The organism is Phreatobacter cathodiphilus, assembly GCF_003008515.1.
Classification (GTDB): domain Bacteria; phylum Pseudomonadota; class Alphaproteobacteria; order Rhizobiales; family Phreatobacteraceae; genus Phreatobacter; species Phreatobacter cathodiphilus.
Window position 1 is genome coordinate 2,550,036 of record NZ_CP027668.1, and the last position, 22,966, is coordinate 2,573,001.

The following is a 22,966-nucleotide window of genomic DNA, read 5'->3' on the forward strand; positions in this document are numbered from 1 at the left end:
TGCGCCATCGTCATTTCGGCTCACCGTCGTTCAGCCACTGGCGGATGATCGAGACGGTCTCGTGCGGGTTCTTCTCGACCAGTTCGCCGACCTTCGCGAGCGAGGCCTGGTGCACCTCGCCCTTGATCTGGGCCATCTCGATCATCTTCATCGTGGCGCTCTCGAGCCCCGGCGCCAGCGGCGGCGCCTTCACCACGGCAGAGCCGTCGGAGCGCTCGCCCTGCTCGCCGCCCGACGAGGACTCGGAGGCCGCCGCCGCGCCGGACGGGCCGGCCGGCAGCGCCGCCGCCGGCGCTTCGTCGGGCGTCATGATGCGGCGCAGCAGCGGCCGGACCACGAAGAGCATGACCAGCAGCGACACCAGCAGCAGCACCGCCAGCTCGATCGCGTAGCGGATGTCCTCCTTGGTGAACTCGTACACCATCCACCAAGGCCGCTCGGCCTCGGGAGCGGCGAGCTGCGGCGCCTCGGCGAAGCGCAGGTTGACGATCTCCACCTGGTCGCCGCGGCGCTGGTCGAAGCCGATGGCCGAGCGCACGAGGGCGCCGATCCGCTCCAGCTCCTCGGCGGAGCGCGGCTGGTAGTTGACGTTGCCCTGGGCATCGCGGGCATAGATGCCGTCGACCAGCACGGCCACCGAGACGCGCTTGATGCGGCCGCCCTCGATCACCTCCGTGCGCTGGGTGCGGGCGATCTCGTAATTGACCGTCTCCTCGGTCTTGCGGCTCGCCTCGCGGGAGGCGTTGGCGCCGCCGCCGGTCTGGTTGGCCCCGGGCAGTTCGTTGCCGACGGTCACCTGGCCGTCGCCGCGACCCTCGTTGGAGCTGGACTGCTCCTCGCGCGTCTGGGTCGAGCGGACGACGCGCCGCTCCGGGTCGAAATCGTCGGAGGTCTGGGTGACGCGGTTGAAGTCCATGTCCGCCGCGACCTGGACGCGGGCCCGGCCCGGTCCCACCACCGAGGCGATGATGCTCTCCACCTGCTCGCGCAGGCGGCGCTCCTGGCCGGCCTTCCGTTCGTCGACGGTGGAGCCCATCATGCCGGAGGCGTCGCCCGCGCCGTCGGCGAGCAGCCGGCCGCCCTCGTCGACGATGGAGATGCGCTGCGGCGACAGGCCCCTCACCGCCGAGGCGACGAGGTGGCGCACCGCCCTGATCTGCTGCGGCTCCAGCCCGCCGCGCACCCGGAGCACGATGGAGGCCGAGGGCTCGGTGCGCTCGCGCGAGAACAGCGCCCGCTCCGGCAGGACGAGGTGGACGCGCGCCGACTGCACCCGCTCGATGCCGCGGATGGTGCGAGCCAGTTCGCCCTCCAGCGCCCTGAGCTGGTTCATGTTCTGGACGAAGGAGGTGGACGAGAGCGCGTCGCCCTTGTCGAAGATCTCGTAACCCACGCCGCCGCCGCGCGGCATGCCGCTCTCGGCGAGCTGCAGGCGGACGCGGGCCACCTGTTCCTGCGGCACGAAGACCTGGGCGCCTTCGCTGCGGAGCTGGAACTTCACCTGCCGGCGCTCCAGCTCCTTCACGATCTGCGCGGAATCCTCCAGCGTCAGGTCGGAAAAGAGCAGCGCCATCTGCGGCTGGCTCATCCGGAGGATGATGTAGACGAAGAAGCCGACGAGGCCGAGCGACACCGCTCCCATCGCCGCGAGGCGGGGCGCCCCCAGTTTCTTCATGAACTCCAGAATGCCGTTCAAGACGCCACCAGCCCGTCAGGTCCTGCGCGACGCGGCATCGGGCCGGTCGCTGGGCAAGATTTGCCGGGTGGGTGGTTACCGGATGGTTAACGCGGCCGTGCGTTTTGGGGCGGAGTGTCGAATTTACCGCAGCGAGCGCAGGACGAGACCGACTCCGCCCGCCGTCAGGCCGAGCATCATGAGCGTGTTGAACAGGCTCGTCGGCACGAAATAGATCGAGAGGTTGACGAGAATGCCCGCCGCGATGATGACGATACCGGCGAAGAGCAGCAGCAGGCCCAGGCGCGAGGAGCCGTCGAAGAACAGCATGCCGATGCCGAAGAGAATGGGCAGCAGCGACAGGCCGAAGGCCGAATAGCCGCCGAGCGTCCAGGATCCGCCCTGGACGGAGACCTGGTTGGTGAGGAGATAGGCCCCCGCGATCGTCATGCCGAGGCCGACGAAGAAGGGGATCAGGCCGCCGGGCGTGCCGCCGGCGCCGGACAGACGGAAATCAGCCATTCGCGGGCTCCCTCGGGGCATTGGGCGCGGGCGTGAAGCTTTCGCATCCCACGGCTCCGGCGACAAGCGCCCGCTCCGCGGTGCGGCGGTAACCACCCGTTAACCATCCACCCGGCAATTCTTGCCCAGGAACGTCAACGCGGGCCGCGCGCGCCTGCGGCCGGGGATTGTGCATGAGCGACGTGGCGGCAGCCGGACCACAGCCATCGAACGCCAGCGGCATGTCCGTCGGGCAGATGGCCGACTGGCTGCGCCGTCCCGACCTGTGGATGGCCGCCGGCGTCATCGGCATCCTGATCATCCTGATCTTCCCGCTGCCGGCCATCGTCCTCGACCTGATGCTGGCGGTGTCGATCATCTCCTCTGTCATGATCCTCATGACGGCCCTGTTCATCCACAAACCGCTGGAGTTCTCATCCTTCCCGACCGTGCTGCTCATCGCCACGATGCTGCGCCTGTCGCTGAACCTCGCCTCGACCCGCCTCATCCTGTCCCACGGCCACGAGGGCACCGCCGCGGCGGGTCACGTCATCGAGGCCTTCGGCAACTTCGTGATGGGCGGATCCTTCGTGATCGGCATCATCGTCTTCGCCATCCTGGTGATCGTGAACTTCATCGTCATCACCAAGGGCTCGGGCCGCATCGCCGAGGTCGCCGCGCGCTTCTCCCTCGACGCCATGCCCGGCAAGCAGATGGCGATCGACGCCGATCTCTCGGCCGGCCTCATCGACGAGAAGACCGCCAAGACGCGCCGCAAGGACCTGGAGGACGAGAGCGCCTTCTACGGCGCCATGGACGGCGCCTCGAAATTCGTGAAGGGCGATGCCATCGCCGGCCTGCTCATCACCTTCATCAACGTCATCGCCGGCCTCATCATCGGCGTCGCGCAGCAGGGCATGCCCTTCCTCGAGGCGGCGCGAACCTACACGATCCTCACCGTCGGCGACGGCCTCGTCAGCCAGATCCCGGCCCTCGTCATCTCGACCGCCGCCGGCCTGCTCGTCTCCAAGGCCGGCGTCACCGGCTCGGCCGACCAGGCGATGATGAAGCAGCTCACCGGCTATCCGAAGGCGCTCGGCCTGTCGGCTGGCGTCATGGGCGCCATGGCCCTGCTGCCGGGCATCCCCTTCCTGCCCTTTGCCGGCCTCGCGGGTCTCGCCGGCTGGGCCGCCTATACGCTCGGCGAGGAATCCAAGCGCCTCTCCCGCGTCGCCGAGGCCGCCGGGGCGGCGGAGGTGGCGGCGGCCGCCGCGCCGCCCGCCGAGGAGCCGATCTCCGCGGTCCTCAAGATCGACGACCTCAAGATCGAGCTCGGCTACGGGCTCCTGCCGCTCGTCCAGTCCGAGGGCGGCTCGGATCGGCTCACCGACCAGATCAAGGCGCTGCGCCGCCAGCTCGCCGCCGACATGGGCTTCGTCATGCCCTCGGTGCGCATCCTCGACAACGTCCAGCTCCCGCCCAACCAGTACATCATCCGCGTCAAGGAGGTGGATGCCGGCCAGGGGCAGATCTGGCCGATGCAGTACATGGTCATGGACCCCGCCGGCGGCCAGGTCGACCTGCCCGGCGTCCACACCACCGAGCCGACCTTCGGCCTGCCGGCGACCTGGGTCGACGCGGCGCTGAAGGAGGAGGCGAGCGTGCGCGGCTACACCGTGGTCGACGCCGCGACCGTGCTCTCCACCCACCTCACCGAAATCCTCAAGGCCAACGTCTCCGACCTCCTCAGCTATTCTGAGGTGCAGAAGCTCATCAAGGAAATGCCCAAGGATCAGGCCGATCTCATCAAGGACCTCGTCCCCGGCCAGATCACCATTTCCGGCATCCAGCGCGTCCTGCAGACCCTGCTCGCCGAGCGTGTCTCCATCCGCGACCTGCCGACCATTCTGGAGGGCATCGCCGAGGCGGTCGCCTTCACCCGCTCGCCGGCGCAGATCGCCGAGCACGTGCGCTCCCGCCTCGCCCGCCAGCTCTGCGCCCAGTATGCCGGCTACGACGGCGGCCTCGCCCTCATCGCGCTCTCGCCCGTCTGGGAACAGGCCTTCGCCGATTCCATCGTCGGCCAGGGCGACGACCGCCAGCTCGCCATGCAGCCGTCCAAGCTCTCCGAGTTCATCATGCTGGTGCGCGATTCCTTCGAGGACGCGGCCCGCATGGGCGAGGCGCCGGTGCTGCTCACCAGCCCGGGCATCCGGCCCTTCGTGCGCTCCATCGTCGAGCGCTTCCGCGCCCAGACGCCGGTCCTCAGCCAGGCGGAAATCCATCCGCGCGTGCGCCTGAAGACGGTCGGCAGCGTCTGATCCCGCGCCCCGCGCCGGGACGGGCCGTTAACCCTGCCTTCATCATGTCGTCGACGCGACGGTCCGCTCCGTGAGAAGGGAGACGGAGGGGCTCGTTCCCGTCACGACAGCAAATGTTCGATGAGGTCGCCCATGTCGCCGTCCCAGGCCGTCCTGGCCACCATCACCGCCAATTTCGTCGTCTGGACGCTGATCATCGCTGCCGGCGTCCACTACCTCACCTGACGCGGCCGGGCCGCCCGCCGCTCAGGCGGCCGGCGGCTTGCCGTCCGGCGTGCTGGCGATGTCGCCGCTCCTGACGCGATCGGCATGGGCGGTCGTGCCGCCCGCCGCCAGAACCTTCGCCTGGCCGATCCAGTCCTCGCGCTCGATGCGGCCGGGGAAGGCGAGATAGCCGCCGACCCACTGCGCCTCCTTCGGCGTCCAGGCGGCGATCTGGTCGAAGTGGAAGACGCCGAGCGCATGCAGCCGCGCCTCGTTCTGCGGCCCGACCCCCCTGATCAGCTCCAGTTCGTCCGGCCGGCCGCCGCGCGGGCCGGCGAGCCCGTGGGGCTTGGTGCCCTGCGCCATGGCCTCCGCCGCGGCCTGGGCGCCGCCTGACGCAGCCTGGGGCGCGGCCGCGGCGGCGGCGTTGCGGCGCTCGGCGGCATCGCCCACCAGCCGCGCCACGGAGGTCGTCGCCTCCGCGACCGCCTTCACCGCTCCCGTCGCCGACGTCGCCGCCCCCACCATGTCGCCGAGCGGCGAGGTGACCGTCTCCTCCACCTTGTCGGTGAAGACGCGGGCGAAGGCCCCCGCGATGCAGCCCGTCAGATAGGCGGCGCCGAACAGCACCGCCGTGTCGAGCCACAGGCCCGGGCGGCCCGGCACCCAGTTCAGGGCGGCGGCGACCACCATCAGCGCGAAGATCACCATGGCCGCGGCAGCGAGACCGCTCGGGCCCTCGTCCTCCTTGTCGGAGGTGATCCAGCCGACGGCGAGGCCACCGGCGAGGGCGATGAGGAGCGGGACGGCGAAGGTCTGGACGAGATACGGCATCACCCTCTCCTCACGGCCGCGGCCGGACGTGGAACTCGACGCGGCGGTTGAGGGCGCGGCCCTCTTCCGTCTCGTTGGACGCGACGGGCCGGGTGGCGGCATGGCCGACCACGATCAGCCGGCCCGCCTCGACGCCCCGGCGCACCAGCTCGTCGCGCATCACCGCGGCCCGGTCCTCGGAGAGCTTCTGGTTCTGTCCGGTCCAGTTGTGGCTGTCGGTGTGACCGGCCACCTCGATGCGGACGCCCTCGCCGCAGCGTTTGATGGCCGTGGCGAGCCGGTCGAGCACCGGACCGTGCTCGGCGCGCTGCTCGGCCTTCCAGTAGTCGAAGAGGATGCGGTCGCCCTCGAGCGCCGTCTGCACGATCGCGCCGCAGTCGGGCGGCGGCAGCCAGACCGGTGCCGGTGCGGGCGGTGGCGGCATGGCGGCGGGCCCGCCTTGCGCGAGGCCCGGGCTGGCGGTGGTCGACGCCGCGCCGCCCGATCCCGCGACGGAGGTGGCGCTCGCCGTCGGCGTGGGCGCCGAGGACGCGGGAGCCGAGGAGGGGGGAGCCGAGGAGGGGGGAGCCGAGGACGACGGCGCCGCAGCCGGTGCGGACGCGGCGGCGGTTGCCGCGGTGCCGGCACCCGAGGCCCCGGACGTGGCGGCGGACGGCGCCTGCGCCATCACGCCCGCGGGCGGCAGCGCGGGCGGTACCATCGGCAGCGCCAGTTCCTGCACCGGCGGGGCCATGGCCTCCACCGAGGGCGGCGGCGGCGGCACGACCGGCAGCGGCAATTGCTGTACCGCCGGCGCCAGCGTCTCGAGCCGCGCGGCCGGGGGCGGGGCGAGGTCGTCGGAGAGCGGCGGCGCGGGCGGCGGTGGCGGAATCTCCGCCGGCGGCAAGGCGAGGTCGGTGATGGCGACGACGGGCGGACCAAGCGCGGCGAGTGCCTGCCGCACCTCCATGGCCGAGGCGGCGTCCGGCGCCCGGCCGGCCAGCGTCAGACGGTTGCCGGTCAGTTGCGCCGAGCCTTCGTTCAGCCTGAAAAGCTGAGCGAGCGCCGCCTGCGTCAGCGCCGCGAAGTCGACCCCGTCGGGGAAACCGCCGGCGAGCCGCATCTCGTCGACGACGGCGGTGTTGCCGGCAAGCCGGCGGGCCAGCGCGAGGACCGCGGCCTTCGCCGCCTCCGACGGCGCGAAGCCCTGCAACGTCAGCGCCTCGGGCGTCCGCCGCGCGCTCCAGCTGAAGGGCGAGACCACCGGCGGCGCGACGATGAGATCGCCCATGGTGAAGCCGTCACCGGCGCCGCGCACCGCCGCCGCCAGCCGGTCGAACGCCTGCGGGTCGGCGGCGACGCCGGTGAACGAATAGACCGTTCCAGCGATCTTCGCCGTGCCGCTGGCGAGGCCCTTCAACTGATCGAGGGCCGAGAGCGCCTTGGCTTCCAGGTTGGCCGGAAGCCCCGCGATGATGGTCATGCCGTCGGTGACGGGCCCGGTGGTGGAGGCACGGGCGGCGGCGAGGATGCGGTCACGGGCCTCGGGCGAGCCGATCGATCCCTCGAGGCGGATCGCGCCGTCGGCGCTCTTGGTCGCCGTCCAGTCGGCCTCCGGCGGCAGGATCGCCCGCGGCGGCGGCGCCTGCGGCGCGGCCGGGCCGGGCACGGACACGTTGACCCCGCCGCCGGTGATCCCCTGCGGCAGGGCCGACAGCGCCTGTTCGATGAGCGCCTTGGTGGCCGCGTCGCCCGCCGTGCCGGTGAAGCGGAAGGCGGTGCCGCTCAGCGTCGCCGATCCCGCGCTGACCCGGGCGAGCTGCTCCAGCCCCATCTCGGCGGCGCGCGTGGCGGTCGCCGGAATGTCGCGGGCGAGGGTCATCAGGTCGGAGACCTCGGCGCCGGAGACCGCCTTGCGGGCCGCCTCGACGAGCCGGGCCCGCGAGCCGTCCGGCGCCACCTGGCCGGAGAGGATGATCGTCTGGTCCTGCCGCCGCGCCGACCAGCCGAAGGGATTGGCGGCGGGCAGGAAGTCGTTGGCCGCGTCCGCCCGGCGCACGCCGAACTGGCCCTCGGAAATGGTCTCGGCCGCCGCCGCGGCCTCCAGCGCCGGCGCCGTGCCGGTGATCACGGCATCGCGTCCGCGCACCGCGACGCTCGCCCAGGGCTTGCCGTCGACGGTCGAGGTGGCGGCGATCGCCTGGGTCGCGCGACTGGCGAGATCGGCTTCGATGGCGCCCTGTTTCCACCACAGCGAGCCGCCGGCGAGGAGGGCGAGCGGCAGCAGGCCTGGAAGCCAGCGACGCGGCTGATGAAGCATGGAAGACGCCCTCACTCTGTCGCCGCCGCTCCGCGGTCGGCTCGTCCCCCCGCGCCTGCGCGCCGCGAGCAGGCCGGACGGACGGGTTTCACGGCGATTTCGGTGCGGATCGCAACGCGAGTCAAGATCGGCCTTTCCGAATCGGTCATGATTTGTCCGGCAGGCTCGCATCCTGAGAACGCGCGGGGAGAACCGCCGTGAGCGTGGAGAGCATCAGGCCCACTCAAGCGGTGGCACCCGTCGAACCCGTGCAGCTGCACGCGGCCCTGGAAGCGGTCGGCGCCCGGCCCGGCGAAGCCGTGGCCGCCCGCGTCGCCGCCATGCTCGCCGACGGCATGGCGCGCCTCGCCGTCGGCACGGGCACGCTCGACGTCAAGACCAGCCAGCCGCTGGTGCCGGGCACCGAGGTGACGCTGACGGTCGAGCGCGGCGGCCAGGGCGTCAGGATCACCCTCGCCGAGCCCGCAGCCGCCGCGCCGCGCGCCGCCCCCGCGCTGGCGGCCGCCGCGGCGCCCGCCGCCGCGCCCCTGACCGCTCCCGCGCCGCCGCCCGCCGGAACCGTGGCGGCGGCCCTCGTCGACCTCCTCGCCCGCGGCCTCGTCGCGCCCGCGGCACCGCGCCTCGCCGACGGGGCGCAGGTGGCACTCGCCGCGCGGGCCTCGTCCGACCCGGCGCACCAGGCCGAATCCGCCGAGGACGGCGCCTCGCCGCCGAAGGCGCTGCGCGAGGCCCTGGTCCAGGGCGTGCGGGCCGCCGCCGGACGGCAGGACAGCATGGCCGGCCTCTTCGCCGACCTGACCGCCGTCGCCCAGGGCCGCACGCGCACGCCGATCCCGCCGGCCGTCGCCCGCGCCATGGCCGAGGTGCTCGGCTTCCGCGTCCCGGCCGAGACCCTGGCAACCCCCGCGGGCCTCGCCGCAGCCCTCGCCGATGCGGGCACGCAGCTCGAGGCCCGCCTCGCCGCCCTGCCGCCCGGCATGCCGCTGCCTCCCGACCTCAAGGCCTCGCTCCAGCGCCTGCAGACCGCCCTCGCCGGCTGGACCGCCGAACTCGATCCCGCCGAGGGCCAGGGCGTGCCGAAGCCGGCGGGCCACGAGCGACCACCGCTGCGCGGCGCCCTGCCCCACGGCCAACCGGCGCGCGACAGCCTCCTCGGCCCGGCCTCCACGCCGGCCGAGGTGGCGGGTCTCCTCACCGAGCGCACCGAGGCCGCCCTCTCCCGCATCACGCTCCTCCAGGCGGCCTCCCTTCCCGACACCCGCGAGGTGGTTCGTCCCGAGCCCCTCGCCCTGGCGACGGTGGAGGTGCCGATGCGCGTCGGCGTCGAGACCGCCGTCGTCCAGTTCCAGATTCAGCGCGATCGCGACGAGCCGGAAGAGGGGCCGGCAGCCCCCCGCAAGGGCGGCGACTGGACCATGCGCTTCTCCCTCGACGCCGAACCGCTTGGGCCGATCCATGCCGCCGTGCGCTGGCACGACGGCCGGGTCGGCATCCAGCTCTGGGCCGAGAGGCAGGGCGTCGCGGCCGCGCTCGACGCCCAGCGCGCCGGCCTCTCCGACGCCCTCGCCGCCTCCGCCTTCACCATCGACCGGCTGACCATCGCCGCCGGCGCACCGCCCGATCCGCGCCAGCCCTCCGAGCGGCCGCGCCACCGCCTGGACCGCTCGTCATGAGCGGCGAGGAGAGCCCGCCCCGCCCCGCCGTCGCGGTGGCGCTGGAATACGACATGGGCAAGGACGCGGCGCCGCGCGTCACCGCCTCCGGCCGCGGCCTCATCGCCGAGAAGATCATCGCCACGGCGCGCGAGCACGGCGTGGCGGTGGAGGGCAATCCGCTGCTGGCCGAGGCTCTTTCGGGCGTCGCCATCGACGACCATATCCCCGAGGAGCTCTACCGGGCCGTCGCGGAGGTCATCGGCTTCGTGCTGCGCGCCGCGGGCAAGCTGCGCTGATCCGGCGGCGCGCGACCTCGTCCCGGCGCGGCATCAAGCCGGCTGGCGGCCCCAGCGGCATTGGATTATAGGCTGAGACCAAAGACGATACCGGGAGGATGGCATGACCCACGTCGACAGCGCGCCCGCGAGGCCGTGGACGAAGTTCTATTCGGTCGGCATGCGCCACACGATCGACGAGGCCCCGCATCCCAACCTCGCCGCCATGGTCCGTTCCGTCGCGCGCACCTATGGGGCCAAGACCGCCTTCTCGCTCTGCCTGCCCAACGGCATGGGCGGCTCGCTCTCCTATGCCGACATCGACCGGCTCTCCGACGACTTCGCCGTCTATCTGCGCGAGGTGCTGAAGCTGGAGCCCGGCGCCCGCGTCGCCCTGCAGACGCCCAACGCCCTGGCCTTCCCGATCGTCGCCTTCGGCGTGTTCAAGGCCGGCTGCGTCCTCATCAACATCAATCCACTCTACACGGCGGAGGAGATGGGCAACGTCTTCGCTGACGGCGATCCCGACCTGCTCGTCATCATCGACATGTTCGCCGACAAGCTGCCTGCCGCCTTCTCGCGGCACAAGGTGCGCAACGTCGTCGTCTCCTCGATCACCGACTTCATGCCCTGGCTGCAGGGCACGCTGGTCGGCCTGGTACAGAAGTACAAGGACAAGTCGGTGAAGCCGGTGCCGGTGGAACACACCACCTTCCGCGCCGCCCTCGCCGCGGGCGAGAGCCGCAAGGCGGGCGTCAAGGTCTCCGCCTATGCCGAGACCGTCGGGCTCGATACGCTCGCGGTGCTGCAATATACGGGCGGCACGACCGGCGTCTCCAAGGGCGCCATGCTGACCCACGGCAACCTCGTCATGAACATGGCGCAGTCGCTGGAAATGGTCGCGTCGAACATGGTGCGGGGCGAGGAGACCATCCTCACGGCGCTGCCGCTCTACCATATCTTCGCCTTCACGGTGAACATGCTCGGTTACTGGGTGTTGGGCGCCCACAACGTACTGGTGCCCAATCCGCGGCCGCTGACCAACCTGCAGAAGGCCTTCGAGAAGTTTCCGATCTCGACGATGACCGGCGTCAATACGCTGTTCAACGGCCTCAACAACGAGCCCTGGTTCCGCGACAACCCGCCCAAGACCCTGAAGAGCTCCTGCGCCGGCGGCATGGCGCTGCAGGACGCCGTCGCCAAGCGCTGGCGCGAGGTCACCGGCACGCCGGTGGTCGAGGGCTACGGCCTCACCGAGTCCTCCCCCGTGCTCACCTTCAATCCGCTCGATGCGGTGAAGGAGGGCACGATCGGCGTTCCCGTCCCCTCCACCGACATCAAATGCGTCGACGACGAGGGCAAGGAAGTGCCGGCCGGCCAGCCGGGTGAGCTCATCGCCCGCGGACCCCAGATCATGGCCGGCTACTGGCGCAAGCCCGAGGAGACCGCCCGCACCGTGCGCGACGGCTGGCTCTACACGGGCGACATCGCCATCCAGGACGAGGACGGCTATTTCAGCATCGTCGACCGCAAGAAGGACATGGTGCTGGTCTCCGGCTTCAACGTCTTCCCCAATGAGGTCGAGGACACGCTGGCCAAGCACCCCGCCATCCTCGAGGTCGCGGTTGTCGGCGTGCCCGACGGCGCGGCGGGCGAGGCGGTGAAGGCCTTCGTCGTGAAGAAGCCGGGCGCCGAGGTGACGGTCGACGAGATCCGCGCCTTCTGCAAGGAGCACCTGACCGGCTACAAGGTGCCGAAGCTCGTGGAGTTCCGCAGCGAACTGCCGAAGTCCAATGTCGGCAAGATCCTGCGCAAGGACCTGCGCGCCGAGGAAATGGCCCGGGCGCCCAAGGCCTGAGCCATGTCGTCCTGCGACGGCGGTCGCCCGTGGCGGCCGCCTTTCCCTGACGCCGGGGTCACGCTAGCCTCCGGCGGTCCGAGAGGCGTGCCATGAGCGATCACGATCACCACGACCATCACCATCACGACCATCACCACGACCACAGCGAGCTCTCGCCCATGGACGCCCGGGTCCGGGCGCTGGAGACCATCCTGGTCGAGAAGGGCTATGTCGATCCGGCCGCCCTCGACGTGCTGATCGAGACCTATGAGACGAAGGTCGGCCCGCACAACGGCGCCCGCGTGGTGGCGAAGAGCTGGGTCGATCCGGCCTATCGTGCGCGCCTGATGGCGGATGCCACCGCCGCCGTCGCCGAACTCGGCTATGCCGGCCGCCAGGGCGAGCATCTGGTGGCGGTCGAGAACACGCCCGATACCCACAACATGGTCGTCTGCACGCTCTGCTCCTGCTACCCTTGGCCGGTGCTCGGCCTGCCGCCGGTCTGGTACAAGTCGGCGCCCTACCGGGCCAAGGCGGTGCGCGATCCGCGCGGCGTCCTCGCCGACTTCGGCGTGACCTTGGCGGAGGGCAAGGCCATCAAGGTCTGGGATTCCACTGCCGAGATCCGCTACCTCGTCGTCCCCGAGCGCCCCGCCGGCACCGAGGGCTGGGACGAGGCCAGGCTCGCCGCCCTCGTCACCCGCGACTCCATGATCGGCACCGGCCTGCCGCTGACTGCGGGAGCCTCGGCATGACCTATGTGACCTATGCCGATCTCGGTGGCCGCAAAGGCCTCGGCCCCGTCGTGCCGGAACGCGACGAGCCGCTCTTCCACGCCCCCTGGGAGGCCCGCGCCCTCGCCATCACCCTCGCCATGGGCGCCACCGGCTCCTGGAACATCGACCAGTCGCGCGCCGCCCGCGAGCAGCAGCCGGGCTATCTCGGCATGAGCTATTACGAGGTGTGGACCGGCGGCCTCGAGCGCCTGATGGCCGACCGCGGCCTCGTCACGGCGGCCGATCTCGCCGCCGGCCATGCCGTCGATCCGGCGAAGCCGGTGACGCGGGTCCTGACCGCCGACAGGGTCCCCGCCGTGCTGGCCCGCGGCGGCCCCACCGAGCGGGAGGCGACGAGCCCCGCCCGTTTCGCCGTCGGCGACCGCGTCAGGACCGCCACCATGCCCGCGCCGAAGGGCCACACGCGCCTGCCGCGCTACGCCCAGGGCAAGACGGGCACGGTGACCCATCTCCACGGCGTCCATGTCTTCGCCGACGTCAACGCCACCGGCACGGGTGAAGCGCCCGAATGGCTCTACACCGTCCGCTTCGACGGGCCGGAGCTCTTCGGCGCCGAGGCCGATCCCGCCTCCAGCGTCTCGGTCGACGCCTGGGACAGCTATCTGAGCCCGGCATGACGAGCCTCCCCGCACCCGACCTCGCTGCCCTTCCCCACATCCCCTGCGATGCCGAGGGGCCGGTCTTCCGCGAGCCCTGGGAGGCCCATGCCTTCGCCCTCGCCGTGACCCTGCACGCGAAGGGACTGTTCACCTGGCCGGAATGGGCCGAAACGCTCTCGGCGGAGATCCGCGCCGCCCAGGCCGCCGGCGACCCCGACACCGGCGAGACCTATTACAGCCACTGGCTGCGGGCGCTGGAGCGGCTGATGATCGCCCGCGGAGTCACCACGGCGCCAGCCATCGACGACACCACCGCCGCCTGGCATCGCGCTGCCGAGGCGACGCCGCACGGCCAGCCGATCGTGCTCGAGACGGGACGCTGAGCCGCGTCACGAGGGGCTGCCGGTATCCCGGCACGAGGCGCGATGGCCTAGGCCATCGGGCGGGCGGCGCCGCCCGTTGACGTTGGGAAAGGTGTCGGCGCAGGGTCCGCGCCCGGTGCACTCCCTTCCTCCCTCCGCCGTCGCACCGCCGGCGGATTTCGAGATCCCCTCATGCGAGCCTTCCTCCTCGCGGCCTTCGCCGCGCTCAGCCTCTCGATGGCGCCCGGCGACGCGCGCGCCCAAGCCCAGCAGGATTTCGTCCTGGTGAACCGGACCGGCTACACGATCGACGAGGTCTATGTCAGCGCCTCGAACGTCAACAGCTGGGAAGAAGACCTGATGGGCGACGATTCGCTGGAAAACGGCCAGCAGCTCAACGTCCGCTTCGCCCGCAACACCTCGCAGTGCATGTTCGACATCAAGGTGGTCTACGACGACCAGGAGACGGCCGAGTTCCGCGGCATCAACCTCTGCCAGGTCAGCCGCGTCACCATCTTCTACAACCGGTCCGCCGGCACCACCCGCTTCACCACCGAGTGAGGCTTTGGGGCGGGTTCGCGAGAGCCCGCCCCGTCCGCCTCATTTCACGGAGGAGAATGCCGTCGGCGTCAGGAAGGAACTGGCGACGTTGGCCAGGATCGGCCCGTCGGCCTCGCTCTCGTTGCGCGCCGCGATCCAGGCCGGGTCCTGCTGGAAGGCGCCCCACTTGGCCTCGCGCTCGGCCATGGACTCCCAGGCCACCAGATAGGTCAGGTCGTTGTTGGACGGTCCGATGACGGTGGTGAAGAAGCCGGCCTGGCGGATGCCGTGCTTCTCCCAGAGCTTCAGCGTGTGGTTCTGGAAGCGGGCGAGCAGCTTGGGCAGGCGGCCCGGCAGGCAGTTGTAGATGCGCAGTTCGTAGATCATCGGCGTTCCTTCCCTGATGGGAGGCACACCATGCCGCGCGACTGCGCCCTTGGCCATCGGCGTCGGCGAATGGCCGGCCACCGCTCGCGCTCAGCCGCCGACGAGATCCGCCACCGCCCGGCGCAGCACCGCCTCGTCTTCGGGGTTGAGCGACGGGTTGCCGGCGCGGTGGCCCCAGATCGACGGGATCGGCCTCAGTTCGGCGTTCGGCATCTGCGCCGTCTCGATGGCGCTGTCCTCGACGGGAAAATAGAGGTCCGTCTCCGACGGCATGATGATGGACCGCGCCGTGATCGCCCCCAGTGCCCGCGTGAGGTCACCGCCGTACACCGCATTGTCGGAGATGTCGGAGGCCATCCAGGTCTCGATCATCGACAGGAGGTCGGACGGCTCGCGCCTCAGGAAATTCGCCTCCCAGCTCCGCACCAGGAAGTCCTCGAGCGAGGCGAAGCCGACCGTGCGCCACAGTTCCTCCCGGTAGAAGGCCTGGCTCATGGCCCAGCCGGCATAGACGCGGGCGAAGGCGCGCAGGCCCTTCACCGGCCGCTCGGTGAACCGGCCGTCGCGCCAGGCGGCGTCGGTGGTGAGCGTGGCCCGGATGCCCTCCAGAAAGACCCGATTGTGCGGGCTGGTGCGCGCCGATGTGCAAACGGCGCAGATGGCGCCGACCCGGTCGGGATGCAGCGCGCCCCAGTGCAGCGCCTGTTGGCCGCCCATCGACCAGCCATAGACGAGGGCGAGGCGCTCGATGCCGAAGACCTCGCGGAGCAGGCGCTCCTGCGCCGCGACGTTGTCGACATGGGTGAAGACGGGATCGCGGCCGAGGCCGAAGGGCTCGGGAAGGTTGCTCGGCGAGGAGGAGAGCCCGTTGCCGAACTGGTTGGGGATGACGATGAACCAGCGTTCCGGGTCGAGCACCCGGCCGGGCCCGATCAGCCAGTCGATGTCGCTGTGATGGGCGCCGTAGGAGGTGGGATAGAGGACGGCGTTGCTGCGGTGGGCGTTCAGCGTGCCGTAGGTCTTGTAGGCGAGGCGCGCCAGCGGCAGGGTCAGGCCCCGCTGCAGCGTGAAGGACTTCAGCTCGAAGATCTCGTGGTCGGCCATCGCGTCCCCCATCGTGTCGCCGGACCATAGGCCGGCGCGCCGCTCCGGTCAGCTCCTGAGGCCCGGCGCCTCCTGGCCGGTCCGGGCGACATACTCGATGTAGCCGCCGCCATAGGCGTGGATGCCCTCCGGCGTCAGTTCCAGCACCCGGTTGGAGAGGGCGGCGAGGAAATGCCGGTCGTGCGAGACGAAGAGCATGGTGCCCTCGTAGCCGGCCAGCGCCTTGATCAGCATCTCCTTGGTGGCCATGTCGAGGTGGTTGGTCGGCTCGTCGAGCACCAGAAAGTTCGGCGGGTCGTAGAGCATCCGCGCCATGACGAGACGCGCCTTCTCGCCGCCGGAGAGCACCCGGCAGCGCTTTTCCACGTCGTCGCCGGAGAAGCCAAAGCAGCCCGCCAGCGCCCGCAGCGAGCCCTGGCCGGCCTGAGGGAACGACTCCTCCAGCCACTGGAACACGGTCTGCTCGCCGTCCAGCAGCTCCATGGCGTGCTGGGCGAAGTAGCCCATCTTGATGCTGGCGCCGAGCGCCACCGTGCCGTCGTCGGGCTCGGTCGCACCGGCGACGAGCTTCAGAAGCGTCGACTTGCCGGCGCCGTTGACGCCCATGATCGCCCAGCGCTCGCGCCGCCGCACCTGGAAGTCCAGCCCCTCGTAGATGGTGCGGCTGCCGTAGCGCTTGTGGACGCCCTTGAGGGAGACCACGTCCTCGCCCGAGCGCGGCGCTGGCTGGAACTCGAACATCACGGTCTGGCGCCGGCGGGGCGGCTCCACCCGGTCGATCTTGTCGAGCTTCTTCACCCGGCTCTGCACCTGCGCGGCGTGGGAGGCCCGCGCCTTGAACCGCTCGATGAAGGCGATCTCCTTGGCGAGCATGGCCTGCTGGCGCTCGAACTGCGCCTGCTGCTGCTTCTCGGCGAGCGCCCTCTGCTGCTCGTAGAAGGCATAGTCGCCGGAATAGGTGGTGAGCGACCCGCCGTCGATCTCGATGATCTTGCCGACGATGCGGTTCATGAACTCGCGGTCGTGCGAGGTCATCATCAGCGCGCCCTCGAAGCCCTTGAGGAAGGATTCCAGCCAGATCAGGCTCTCGATGTCGAGGTGGTTCGACGGCTCGTCGAGCAGCATCACGTCGGGCCGCATCAGGAGGATGCGGGCGAGCGCCACGCGCATCTTCCAGCCGCCGGAGAGCTTGCCGACATCGCCCTCCATCATCTCCGGGGTGAAGCCGAGGCCGGCGAGGACCTCGCGCGCCCGCCCGTCCAGCGCATAGCCGTCGAGCTCCTCGAAGCGGCCCTGCACCTCGCCGTAGCGGGCGATGATCTCGTCCATGCGGTCGGCCTGGTCGGGATCGGCCATGGCCGCCTCCAGCGCCTTGAGCTCGGCGGCGACCTCGCTCACCGGGCCGGCACCGTCCATCACCTCGGCCACCGCGCTGCGGCCCGCCATGTCGCCGACGTCCTGGCTGAAATAGCCGATGGTGACACCGCGGTCGGTGGAGACCTGGCCCTCGTCCGGCGGCTCCTCGCCGGTGATCATGCGGAACAGGGTCGTCTTGCCGGCGCCGTTGGGGCCGACGAGGCCGATCTTCTCGCCCCGCTGCAGGGCGGCGGAAGCCTCGATGAAGACGATCTGCTTGCCGTTCTGCTTTCCGATGCTCTCGAGTCGAATCATACGCGTGGACTGCCCGGTGACTGGTGTTGCCGGGGGCCATACGCCATGCGGCCGCGGGGAGGAAGGGCAACAGGGCACGAAGTCCCGTCCAGGTCTGTGCCGACACGCTTGCAACCGCTCCACGCTGCCGCGGTTCGACCTGCGGATCGTCATCAGCCCGCCTGGCGGCCGGCGGAAAGGCGGAAAGAAACAGGCCGGCGCCCCCTAGGGATATTCTCGTTCCATCACAGTGCGATGGGACATTCCATGACGAATCTGTAACAGAATACCCGATCGCCCGCCTTAAGCTGGCCATGTGGCGCTGCCATCGGTGATCGTCGCCGCCACCAGGCGACGGGAGGGACTTTTCATCATGCATGCGGTGGACCGCCGGGAGACGACGGAAGCGGGCGAGGAGGCCGACGGCGTGTCGGTCGGTCTCGGGCACGCCGGGCCCATCGAGCGGAACCGCCTGCAATTCGCCGCCCTGCCCTACCGCCTCACGTCGGAGGGCGGGCTCGAGGTGCTGCTCATCACCTCGCGCAGCACGCGGCGCTGGATCATTCCCAAGGGCTGGCCCATGGGCAAGCGGCCCGCCCACAAGGTGGCGGCGCAGGAGGCGGCCGAGGAGGCCGGCGTCGAGGGCAAGATCGGCAAGCGCGCCATCGGCTCCTACCACTACGACAAGGTTCTCGCCTCCGGCGCGGTGGCGCGCTGCCGCGTCGACGTCTTCTCGCTGGAGGTCAAACGCCAGAACTCCGCATGGCCGGAGCGCAAGCGCCGGGAGCGCCGCTGGATGGATCTGGCGGAGGCGGCGGGCCTCATCGACGACATCGAGCTCGCGCCGTTGATCCGCGACTTCACGCCCCACCGCGCATGAGGGACTGGCCGCGCGCGCCGGAAATCGCTAAGGGCGATGGCGAGCGGCGGCGTTGAGGTCGCCGACAGTCCCTTCGTCCTGGCGAGCCGAGCTGTCATGACCGACCATACCGTCATCATCGCCGGCGGCGGCATCGGCGGCCTCGTCACCGCGCTGACCCTGCACCAGATCGGCGTGCCCTGCACCGTCTTCGAGGCGGCACGCGAGATGCGCCCCCTGGGGGTCGGCATCAACCTGCAGCCCAATGCCGTGCGCGAGCTCGGCGACCTCGGCATCGGCGAGGCCGATCTCGACCGGGTCGGCCTGCCGGCGAAGGAATGGGCGCTGGTCGGCCTCAACGGCAACGACATCTATGCCGAGCCGCGCGGCCTGCTCGCCGGCTACAAATGGCCGCAATACGCCGTCCATCGCGGCCTCCTGCACATGCTGCTCCACGACAAGGTGGTGGAGCGCCTCGGCCCCGGGGCCGTCAGGCTCGGCCGGCAGGTCAAGGGCTACCGCAAGCAGGACGGCGGCGTCACCGCCTTCGTCGAGGCGGCGGACGGCAGCCGCTCGGAGGAGCACGGGACGCTGCTCGTCGGCGCCGACGGCATCCACTCCGCCGTCCGCGCGCAGATGCATCCCGACCAGCCGCCGATCCACTGGGGAGGCGCGCTGATGTGGCGCGGCACCAGCCGCGGCCGGCCGATCCGCACCGGCGCCTCCTTCATCGGTCTCGGCACCCATCGCCATCGGGTGGTGATCTATCCCATCTCGCCGCCCGACGCCGACGGCCTCGCCACCATCAACTGGATCGCCGAGGTGGTGGTCGACAATTCCGAGGGCTGGAAGCAGCGCGGCTGGTTCCGCGAGGTCGGCATCGACGATTTCGCCCACCACTTCGCCGACTGGCGCTGGGACTGGCTCGACGTCCCAGCCCTCATCCGCGGCGCCGACAAGGTCTACGAGAACCCGATGATCGACCGCGATCCCGTGCCGACCTGGCGGGACGGGCCGGTGGTGCTGCTCGGCGACGCCGCCCACGCCATGTATCCGACGGGGTCGAACGGGGCGAGCCAGGCCATCGTCGACGCCCGGGTCCTCGGCGCCTCCATGGTTGCCCACGGCGTCAACGCCGAGGCGCTCGCCGCCTATGACGAGAAGCTCTGCGGTCCCATCTCGCAGGTGGTGCTGCGCAACCGCGGCGCCGGCCCCTTCGGCCTGCTCAACCTCGTCGACGAGCGCTGCGGCGGCACCTTCGACGACATCGACGCCGTCGTTCCCGCCGCCGAGCGCACGGCCTTCATGGCCGGCTACAAGGCCGCCGCGGGCTTCGCCGTCGAGCAGCTCAACGCTGCACCCCCCACCATCGCCTCGGGAGCGCGGGTCGCGGCCTGACGGGCTTAAGCGCTCAGCGCAGCGGCCAGAAGAAGGCGATGGTCGGGATCGCCACGACCAGCACGACGATCTCCAGCGGCAGGCCGAGGCGCCAGTAGTCGCCGAAGCGGAAACCGCCCGGCCCGAGGATCAGCGTGTTGTTCTGGTGGCCGATGGGGGTGAGGAAGGCGCAGGAGGCGCCCACCGCCACGGCGATCAGGAAGGGGTCGGCCTGCGCCCCCATCTGCGACGCCGTGCCGATGGCGACCGGGCACATGACCGCGGCCGTGGCGGCGTTGTTCATGAAGTCGGACAGGGTCATGGTGACGATGAGGATCACCGCGAGGGCGATGAGCGGACTGTCGCCGGCGAGCGTCCCAACCACGCTCTGGGCGATCACGTCGGCCGTGCCCGTGGTCGCCAGGGCCCCCGCCACCGGGATCAGCGCGGCGAGGAGCACGATCACCGACCAGTCGATGGCGTCGTAGATGCGCCGCACCGGCACGACGCCGGTCACCGCCACCCCCAGCAGCCCGCCGGCGAAGGCGACCGCCGCCGGCATGAGGCCGAAAGCGGCGATGCCGACCGCCGCGGCCATGACGAGGGAGGCGATGAAGGCCTGGCGCGGCTGGGGGATGCGCAGGGCGCGCTCGGCCAGCGGCACGCAGCCGAACCGGTTGGCGAATTCGAGGATCACCTCGGGCGGCCCCTGCACCAGCAGAACGTCGCCTTCGGCGATGGTCATGGTGCGCAGCCGGGCGCGCGACGGCTTGCCCTGGCGCGACACCGCCAGCAGATTGATGCCGAAGCGGGTGCGCAGGCGGATGGAACTGGCCGAGCGCCCGGTGATCTCGGCACGCGGCCGGACTGCGAGCTCCATCAGCGCCACCTCTTCCGACTGCAGGCGCGTGGGCGGCTCGGAGGCGATCGCGTCGGCATCGGCCGAGCGCTTCGCCACCTGCGGCTCCGCCACCGCCTCCTCGGCGGTCGCCGCGGCGAGAGATGCCTTCTGCGTCTCCTCCAGGGGCGGCGGCGCCACCGCCTCCTCCAGCGCCAGCCCGAGGCTGGTGAGGGCGTTGGTGAGCGCCTGGGGCTCGGCCTCGATGACCAGCACGTCGCCGGTGCGCACCTCGCGATAGGGATGGGGAGCGGGAATGCGGCGCTCGTTGCGGACGAGGCCGAGAATCTGCGCGTCGGCCTCGGCGAGGGCGTTCTCGACCTCGCGGAGCGTCATGCCCGCCGCCTTCGACCCCTCGGTCACCCGCGCCTCGGTGAGGTAGGCACCGGTCTCGAAGCTGTCGGCGCCGGCCCGCTGGCGTGCCGGCACGAGCCGCCACCCGCCGAGGACGATGAAGGCGATGCCGGCGAGGGCCACCGAGAGCCCGACGGGCGTGAAGTCGAACATGGCGAAGCTGGCGCCGCCGCCCTGCTGCCGGAAGCCGGAGACGATGAGGTTCGGCGGCGTTCCGATCAGCGTCGTCATGCCCCCGAGGATGGAGCCGAAGGCGAGCGGCATCAGGATTCTGCCCGGCGGCAGCGACAGCCGCGCGGCGACCTGCAGCGCGAAGGGCATCATCAGCGCCAGCGCGCCGACATTGTTCATGAAGCTGGACAGCAGTGCCGCGAAGGCGCTGACCGCACCGATCATCACCGCCGGGCTCGCCGATTGCGGCAGGACCCGCCGCGCCAGCACGTCGATCGCGCCGGTGGATTGCAGCGCGCTGCTCAGCACCAGCACGCCGGCGACGGTGATCACGGCGGGGTGGCCGAAGCCGGCGAAGGCCTGATCGCCCGGCACCAGCCCGGCCGCGACGCAGGCCAGCAGCGCCCCCAGCGCCACCATGTCGTGGCGCACCCGCCCCCACAGGAACATGCCGATGGCGATCGCGAGAATGACGAGGATGACGATCTGGTCGCGGCTCACCGGCGCGGCCCTTTCATGCAGGCGGAGGAGGACCCTGGTTGGGACGGCGGCTGGCTGTCGCCCCGCGCCCCCGGGAGGCCGGGGGCCGTGCGCCGCGTCCCACAGGCCCGTCCGCCCCCTCGATGCGGCAGGGTGCCCGAGGTTTCACAATGTCCGGGGAGGCCGAAGGTTCCCGCCGCGCTTCAGCCGTTCTGGCTGCGCCGGAGCGTCGGCAGTCCGATGCCGGCGGCGTCGAAGCCGCCGTCCACCGCCAGGGTCTGGCCGGTGACGTAGCTCGCGCCGGGGCCGCAGAGATAGACGATGGCGTCCGCCAGCTCCTCCGGCAGGCCGTAGCGGTTGAGCGGAATGGCGTCGTGGTAGTCGGCGCGGATCTCCGGCGAATGAACCTTCTTCGCCATGGCCGTGTCGACCGGGCCCGGCGCCACCGCGTTGACGCGGATGCCGTAGCTGGCGAGTTCCACCGCCATCTGCTTCGTCAGATGGCCGAGCCCGGCCTTGGACGTGCCGTAGGCGACGCGTAGCGTCGAGGCGCGCAGCGAGGAGATCGAGGTGATATTGACGATGGCGCCGCCGGTCTCGCGCATCAGCGGCACCGCCGCCTTGGTCATCAGGAAGGGACCGGTGAGGTTGACCGCCATGACCTCGCTCCAGGCCTCGAGCGAGGTCTCCATCAGCGGCCCGAAATGGGCGATGCCGGCATTGTTGACGAGGGCGTCGAGCCGCCCGAACCGCTCCTTCACGGCGGCGAGGGCGCGTTCGGCGTCGGCGGGCTTCGACACGTCCGCGGTCACGGCGAGGATCCGCTCCGGCGCGCCGAGGCCGGCCGCCGCCTGGGCCAGCACGGTGCCGTTGACGTCGAGCATGGCAACCGACCAGCCGTCGGCGAGGAAGCGGGACGCTGCGGCGAGGCCGATGCCCTGGGCGGCGCCGGTGACGAGTGCGACGCGCTGCTGTTCCTTCGCCATGGCTGCTGGTCCCGTCCTCGTGCTGCGTGCGAGGCCTAGCACGAAGCCCCGGCCCGCGTCGCCCCGGCCATCCGTCCGAGCGCGACGGCCTGCCGCCCGCCGGTGCCCCTGCCGCGGCGGCGGCTGCGATGCTATGCGGGCAGGGCCAGGACAGGCGAGGGAGATGAGCAGATGAACGAGGCGAAGACCGCGATCACCGGCACGGACGAGCTGCGTCAGGTCTATGACCAGCCCGCTGACATGACGATGAAGAAGATTCTCGACCGGCTCGACGACCATGGCCGGCGCTTCATCGCCCTCTCGCCCTTCCTCACCATCGCCAGCACCAGCGCCACGGGAACCGACTGCTCGCCCCGTGGCGACGGGCCCGGCTTCGTCACGGTGCTGGACGAGAAGACCCTGCTGCTGCCCGACCGCCGCGGCAACAACATCCTCGACACGCTGCAGAACGTCCTGGCGCGCCCCGATGTCGGGCTGCTGTTCTTCGTTCCGGGACTGAGCGAGACGCTGCGCGTCAACGGCAAGGCCAGCATCGTCACCGACCCCGCGCTCCTCCAGGCCATGGCGATCAAGGGCCGGATCGTGCCGAGTTCGGCCCTGCGCATCGACGTCGAGCAGGTCTATTTCCACTGCGGCCGCTCGCTGCTGCGCGCCGACCTGTGGAACCCCGACAAGCGCGTCAGCCGCCAGGACTTCCCGTTGCTCGGCACCATCCTCGCCGACCAGATCCAGGGCGTCGACGCCGAGGCCGCCAACACCCGGCTCGAGGCGGCCTACACGACCAACCTCTACTGAGCC

General features: G+C 71.1%; 20 protein-coding genes. 11 read left to right on the plus strand and 9 right to left on the minus strand.

Features of this window, described 5'->3' with window-relative positions; genetic code table 11:
• Positions 1-10: 10 nt before the first annotated feature.
• Complete coding sequence (gene fliF / locus C6569_RS12455) at positions 11-1,675, minus strand: flagellar basal-body MS-ring/collar protein FliF (protein ID WP_425440672.1); 1,665 nt, start codon at positions 1,673-1,675, stop codon at positions 11-13.
• 144 nt (positions 1,676-1,819) lie between these two features.
• On the minus strand, positions 1,820-2,197 hold the full coding sequence (locus C6569_RS12460; RefSeq protein WP_215905747.1) for a hypothetical protein: 378 nt from the start codon (positions 2,195-2,197) through the stop codon (positions 1,820-1,822).
• Positions 2,198-2,418: 221 nt separating this feature from the next.
• On the opposite strand from C6569_RS12460, the gene flhA reads away from it, so the two are divergent.
• Positions 2,419-4,497: a flagellar biosynthesis protein FlhA gene (gene flhA / locus C6569_RS12465; protein ID WP_245898088.1), complete on the plus strand. Its 2,079-nt coding sequence runs from the start codon at positions 2,419-2,421 to the stop codon at positions 4,495-4,497.
• Between the two features lie 246 nt (positions 4,498-4,743).
• Here flhA and C6569_RS12470 read toward each other — a convergent pair whose 3' ends face one another.
• Positions 4,744-5,535, minus strand: a complete 792-nt coding sequence (locus tag C6569_RS12470; RefSeq protein ID WP_106749157.1) for a hypothetical protein — start codon at positions 5,533-5,535, stop codon at positions 4,744-4,746.
• Between the two features lie 10 nt (positions 5,536-5,545).
• On the minus strand, positions 5,546-7,834 hold the full coding sequence (locus C6569_RS22405; protein ID WP_106749158.1) for an OmpA family protein: 2,289 nt from the start codon (positions 7,832-7,834) through the stop codon (positions 5,546-5,548).
• Between the two features lie 197 nt (positions 7,835-8,031).
• On the opposite strand from C6569_RS22405, the gene fliK reads away from it, so the two are divergent.
• From fliK to C6569_RS12510, 7 genes are all read left to right on the plus strand, one after another.
• On the plus strand, positions 8,032-9,507 hold the full coding sequence (gene fliK / locus C6569_RS12480; RefSeq protein ID WP_146144795.1) for a flagellar hook-length control protein FliK: 1,476 nt from the start codon (positions 8,032-8,034) through the stop codon (positions 9,505-9,507).
• Positions 9,504-9,785 (plus strand): EscU/YscU/HrcU family type III secretion system export apparatus switch protein, encoded by a 282-nt coding sequence (locus C6569_RS12485; protein ID WP_106749160.1) that lies wholly within the window; start codon positions 9,504-9,506, stop codon positions 9,783-9,785. The genes fliK and C6569_RS12485 overlap by 4 nt, the downstream gene beginning before the upstream one ends.
• A 103-nt stretch (positions 9,786-9,888) precedes the next feature.
• On the plus strand, positions 9,889-11,622 hold the full coding sequence (locus C6569_RS12490; protein ID WP_106749161.1) for an AMP-binding protein: 1,734 nt from the start codon (positions 9,889-9,891) through the stop codon (positions 11,620-11,622).
• 92 nt (positions 11,623-11,714) lie between these two features.
• Positions 11,715-12,359 carry a nitrile hydratase subunit alpha gene (nthA, locus tag C6569_RS12495; RefSeq protein WP_106749162.1) on the plus strand — a complete coding sequence of 215 codons (645 nt, stop codon included), beginning with the start codon at positions 11,715-11,717 and terminating at the stop codon, positions 12,357-12,359.
• A complete protein-coding gene (gene nthB / locus C6569_RS12500; protein WP_106749163.1) occupies positions 12,356-13,018 on the plus strand; it encodes a nitrile hydratase subunit beta in 663 nt (220 codons plus the stop codon). The genes nthA and nthB overlap by 4 nt, the downstream gene beginning before the upstream one ends.
• Positions 13,015-13,383 (plus strand): nitrile hydratase accessory protein, encoded by a 369-nt coding sequence (locus C6569_RS12505; protein ID WP_106749164.1) that lies wholly within the window; start codon positions 13,015-13,017, stop codon positions 13,381-13,383. Before nthB ends, C6569_RS12505 begins: the two co-directional genes overlap by 4 nt.
• Before the next feature lie 171 nt (positions 13,384-13,554).
• On the plus strand, positions 13,555-13,923 hold the full coding sequence (locus C6569_RS12510) for a hypothetical protein (protein WP_106749165.1): 369 nt from the start codon (positions 13,555-13,557) through the stop codon (positions 13,921-13,923).
• 39 nt (positions 13,924-13,962) lie between these two features.
• On the opposite strand, the gene C6569_RS12515 is transcribed toward C6569_RS12510, so the two are convergent.
• The 3 genes from C6569_RS12515 to C6569_RS12525 form a co-directional block, all read right to left on the minus strand.
• On the minus strand, positions 13,963-14,289 hold the full coding sequence (locus C6569_RS12515) for an NIPSNAP family protein (RefSeq protein WP_106749166.1): 327 nt from the start codon (positions 14,287-14,289) through the stop codon (positions 13,963-13,965).
• 90 nt (positions 14,290-14,379) lie between these two features.
• Positions 14,380-15,393, minus strand: coding sequence for an alpha/beta fold hydrolase (locus C6569_RS12520; RefSeq protein ID WP_106749167.1), 1,014 nt, complete (start codon positions 15,391-15,393; stop codon positions 14,380-14,382).
• A gap of 48 nt (positions 15,394-15,441) precedes the next feature.
• Positions 15,442-17,064 carry an ABC-F family ATP-binding cassette domain-containing protein gene (locus tag C6569_RS12525; protein ID WP_106749168.1) on the minus strand — a complete coding sequence of 541 codons (1,623 nt, stop codon included), beginning with the start codon at positions 17,062-17,064 and terminating at the stop codon, positions 15,442-15,444.
• A gap of 352 nt (positions 17,065-17,416) precedes the next feature.
• Between C6569_RS12525 and C6569_RS12530 the strand changes: the two genes are divergently transcribed.
• Positions 17,417-17,923, plus strand: coding sequence for an NUDIX hydrolase (locus C6569_RS12530; protein ID WP_181313737.1), 507 nt, complete (start codon positions 17,417-17,419; stop codon positions 17,921-17,923).
• Between the two features lie 96 nt (positions 17,924-18,019).
• Positions 18,020-19,300 carry a flavin-dependent oxidoreductase gene (locus C6569_RS12535; RefSeq protein WP_106751023.1) on the plus strand — a complete coding sequence of 427 codons (1,281 nt, stop codon included), beginning with the start codon at positions 18,020-18,022 and terminating at the stop codon, positions 19,298-19,300.
• Positions 19,301-19,313: 13 nt separating this feature from the next.
• On the opposite strand, the gene C6569_RS12540 is transcribed toward C6569_RS12535, so the two are convergent.
• Positions 19,314-21,203, minus strand: coding sequence for an SLC13 family permease (locus C6569_RS12540; protein ID WP_106749169.1), 1,890 nt, complete (start codon positions 21,201-21,203; stop codon positions 19,314-19,316).
• A gap of 182 nt (positions 21,204-21,385) precedes the next feature.
• On the minus strand, positions 21,386-22,168 hold the full coding sequence (locus C6569_RS12545) for an SDR family NAD(P)-dependent oxidoreductase (protein WP_106749170.1): 783 nt from the start codon (positions 22,166-22,168) through the stop codon (positions 21,386-21,388).
• Between the two features lie 171 nt (positions 22,169-22,339).
• On the opposite strand from C6569_RS12545, the gene C6569_RS12550 reads away from it, so the two are divergent.
• Positions 22,340-22,963 carry an MSMEG_1061 family FMN-dependent PPOX-type flavoprotein gene (locus tag C6569_RS12550; RefSeq protein WP_106749171.1) on the plus strand — a complete coding sequence of 208 codons (624 nt, stop codon included), beginning with the start codon at positions 22,340-22,342 and terminating at the stop codon, positions 22,961-22,963.
• The last annotated feature ends 3 nt before the right edge of the window (positions 22,964-22,966 follow it).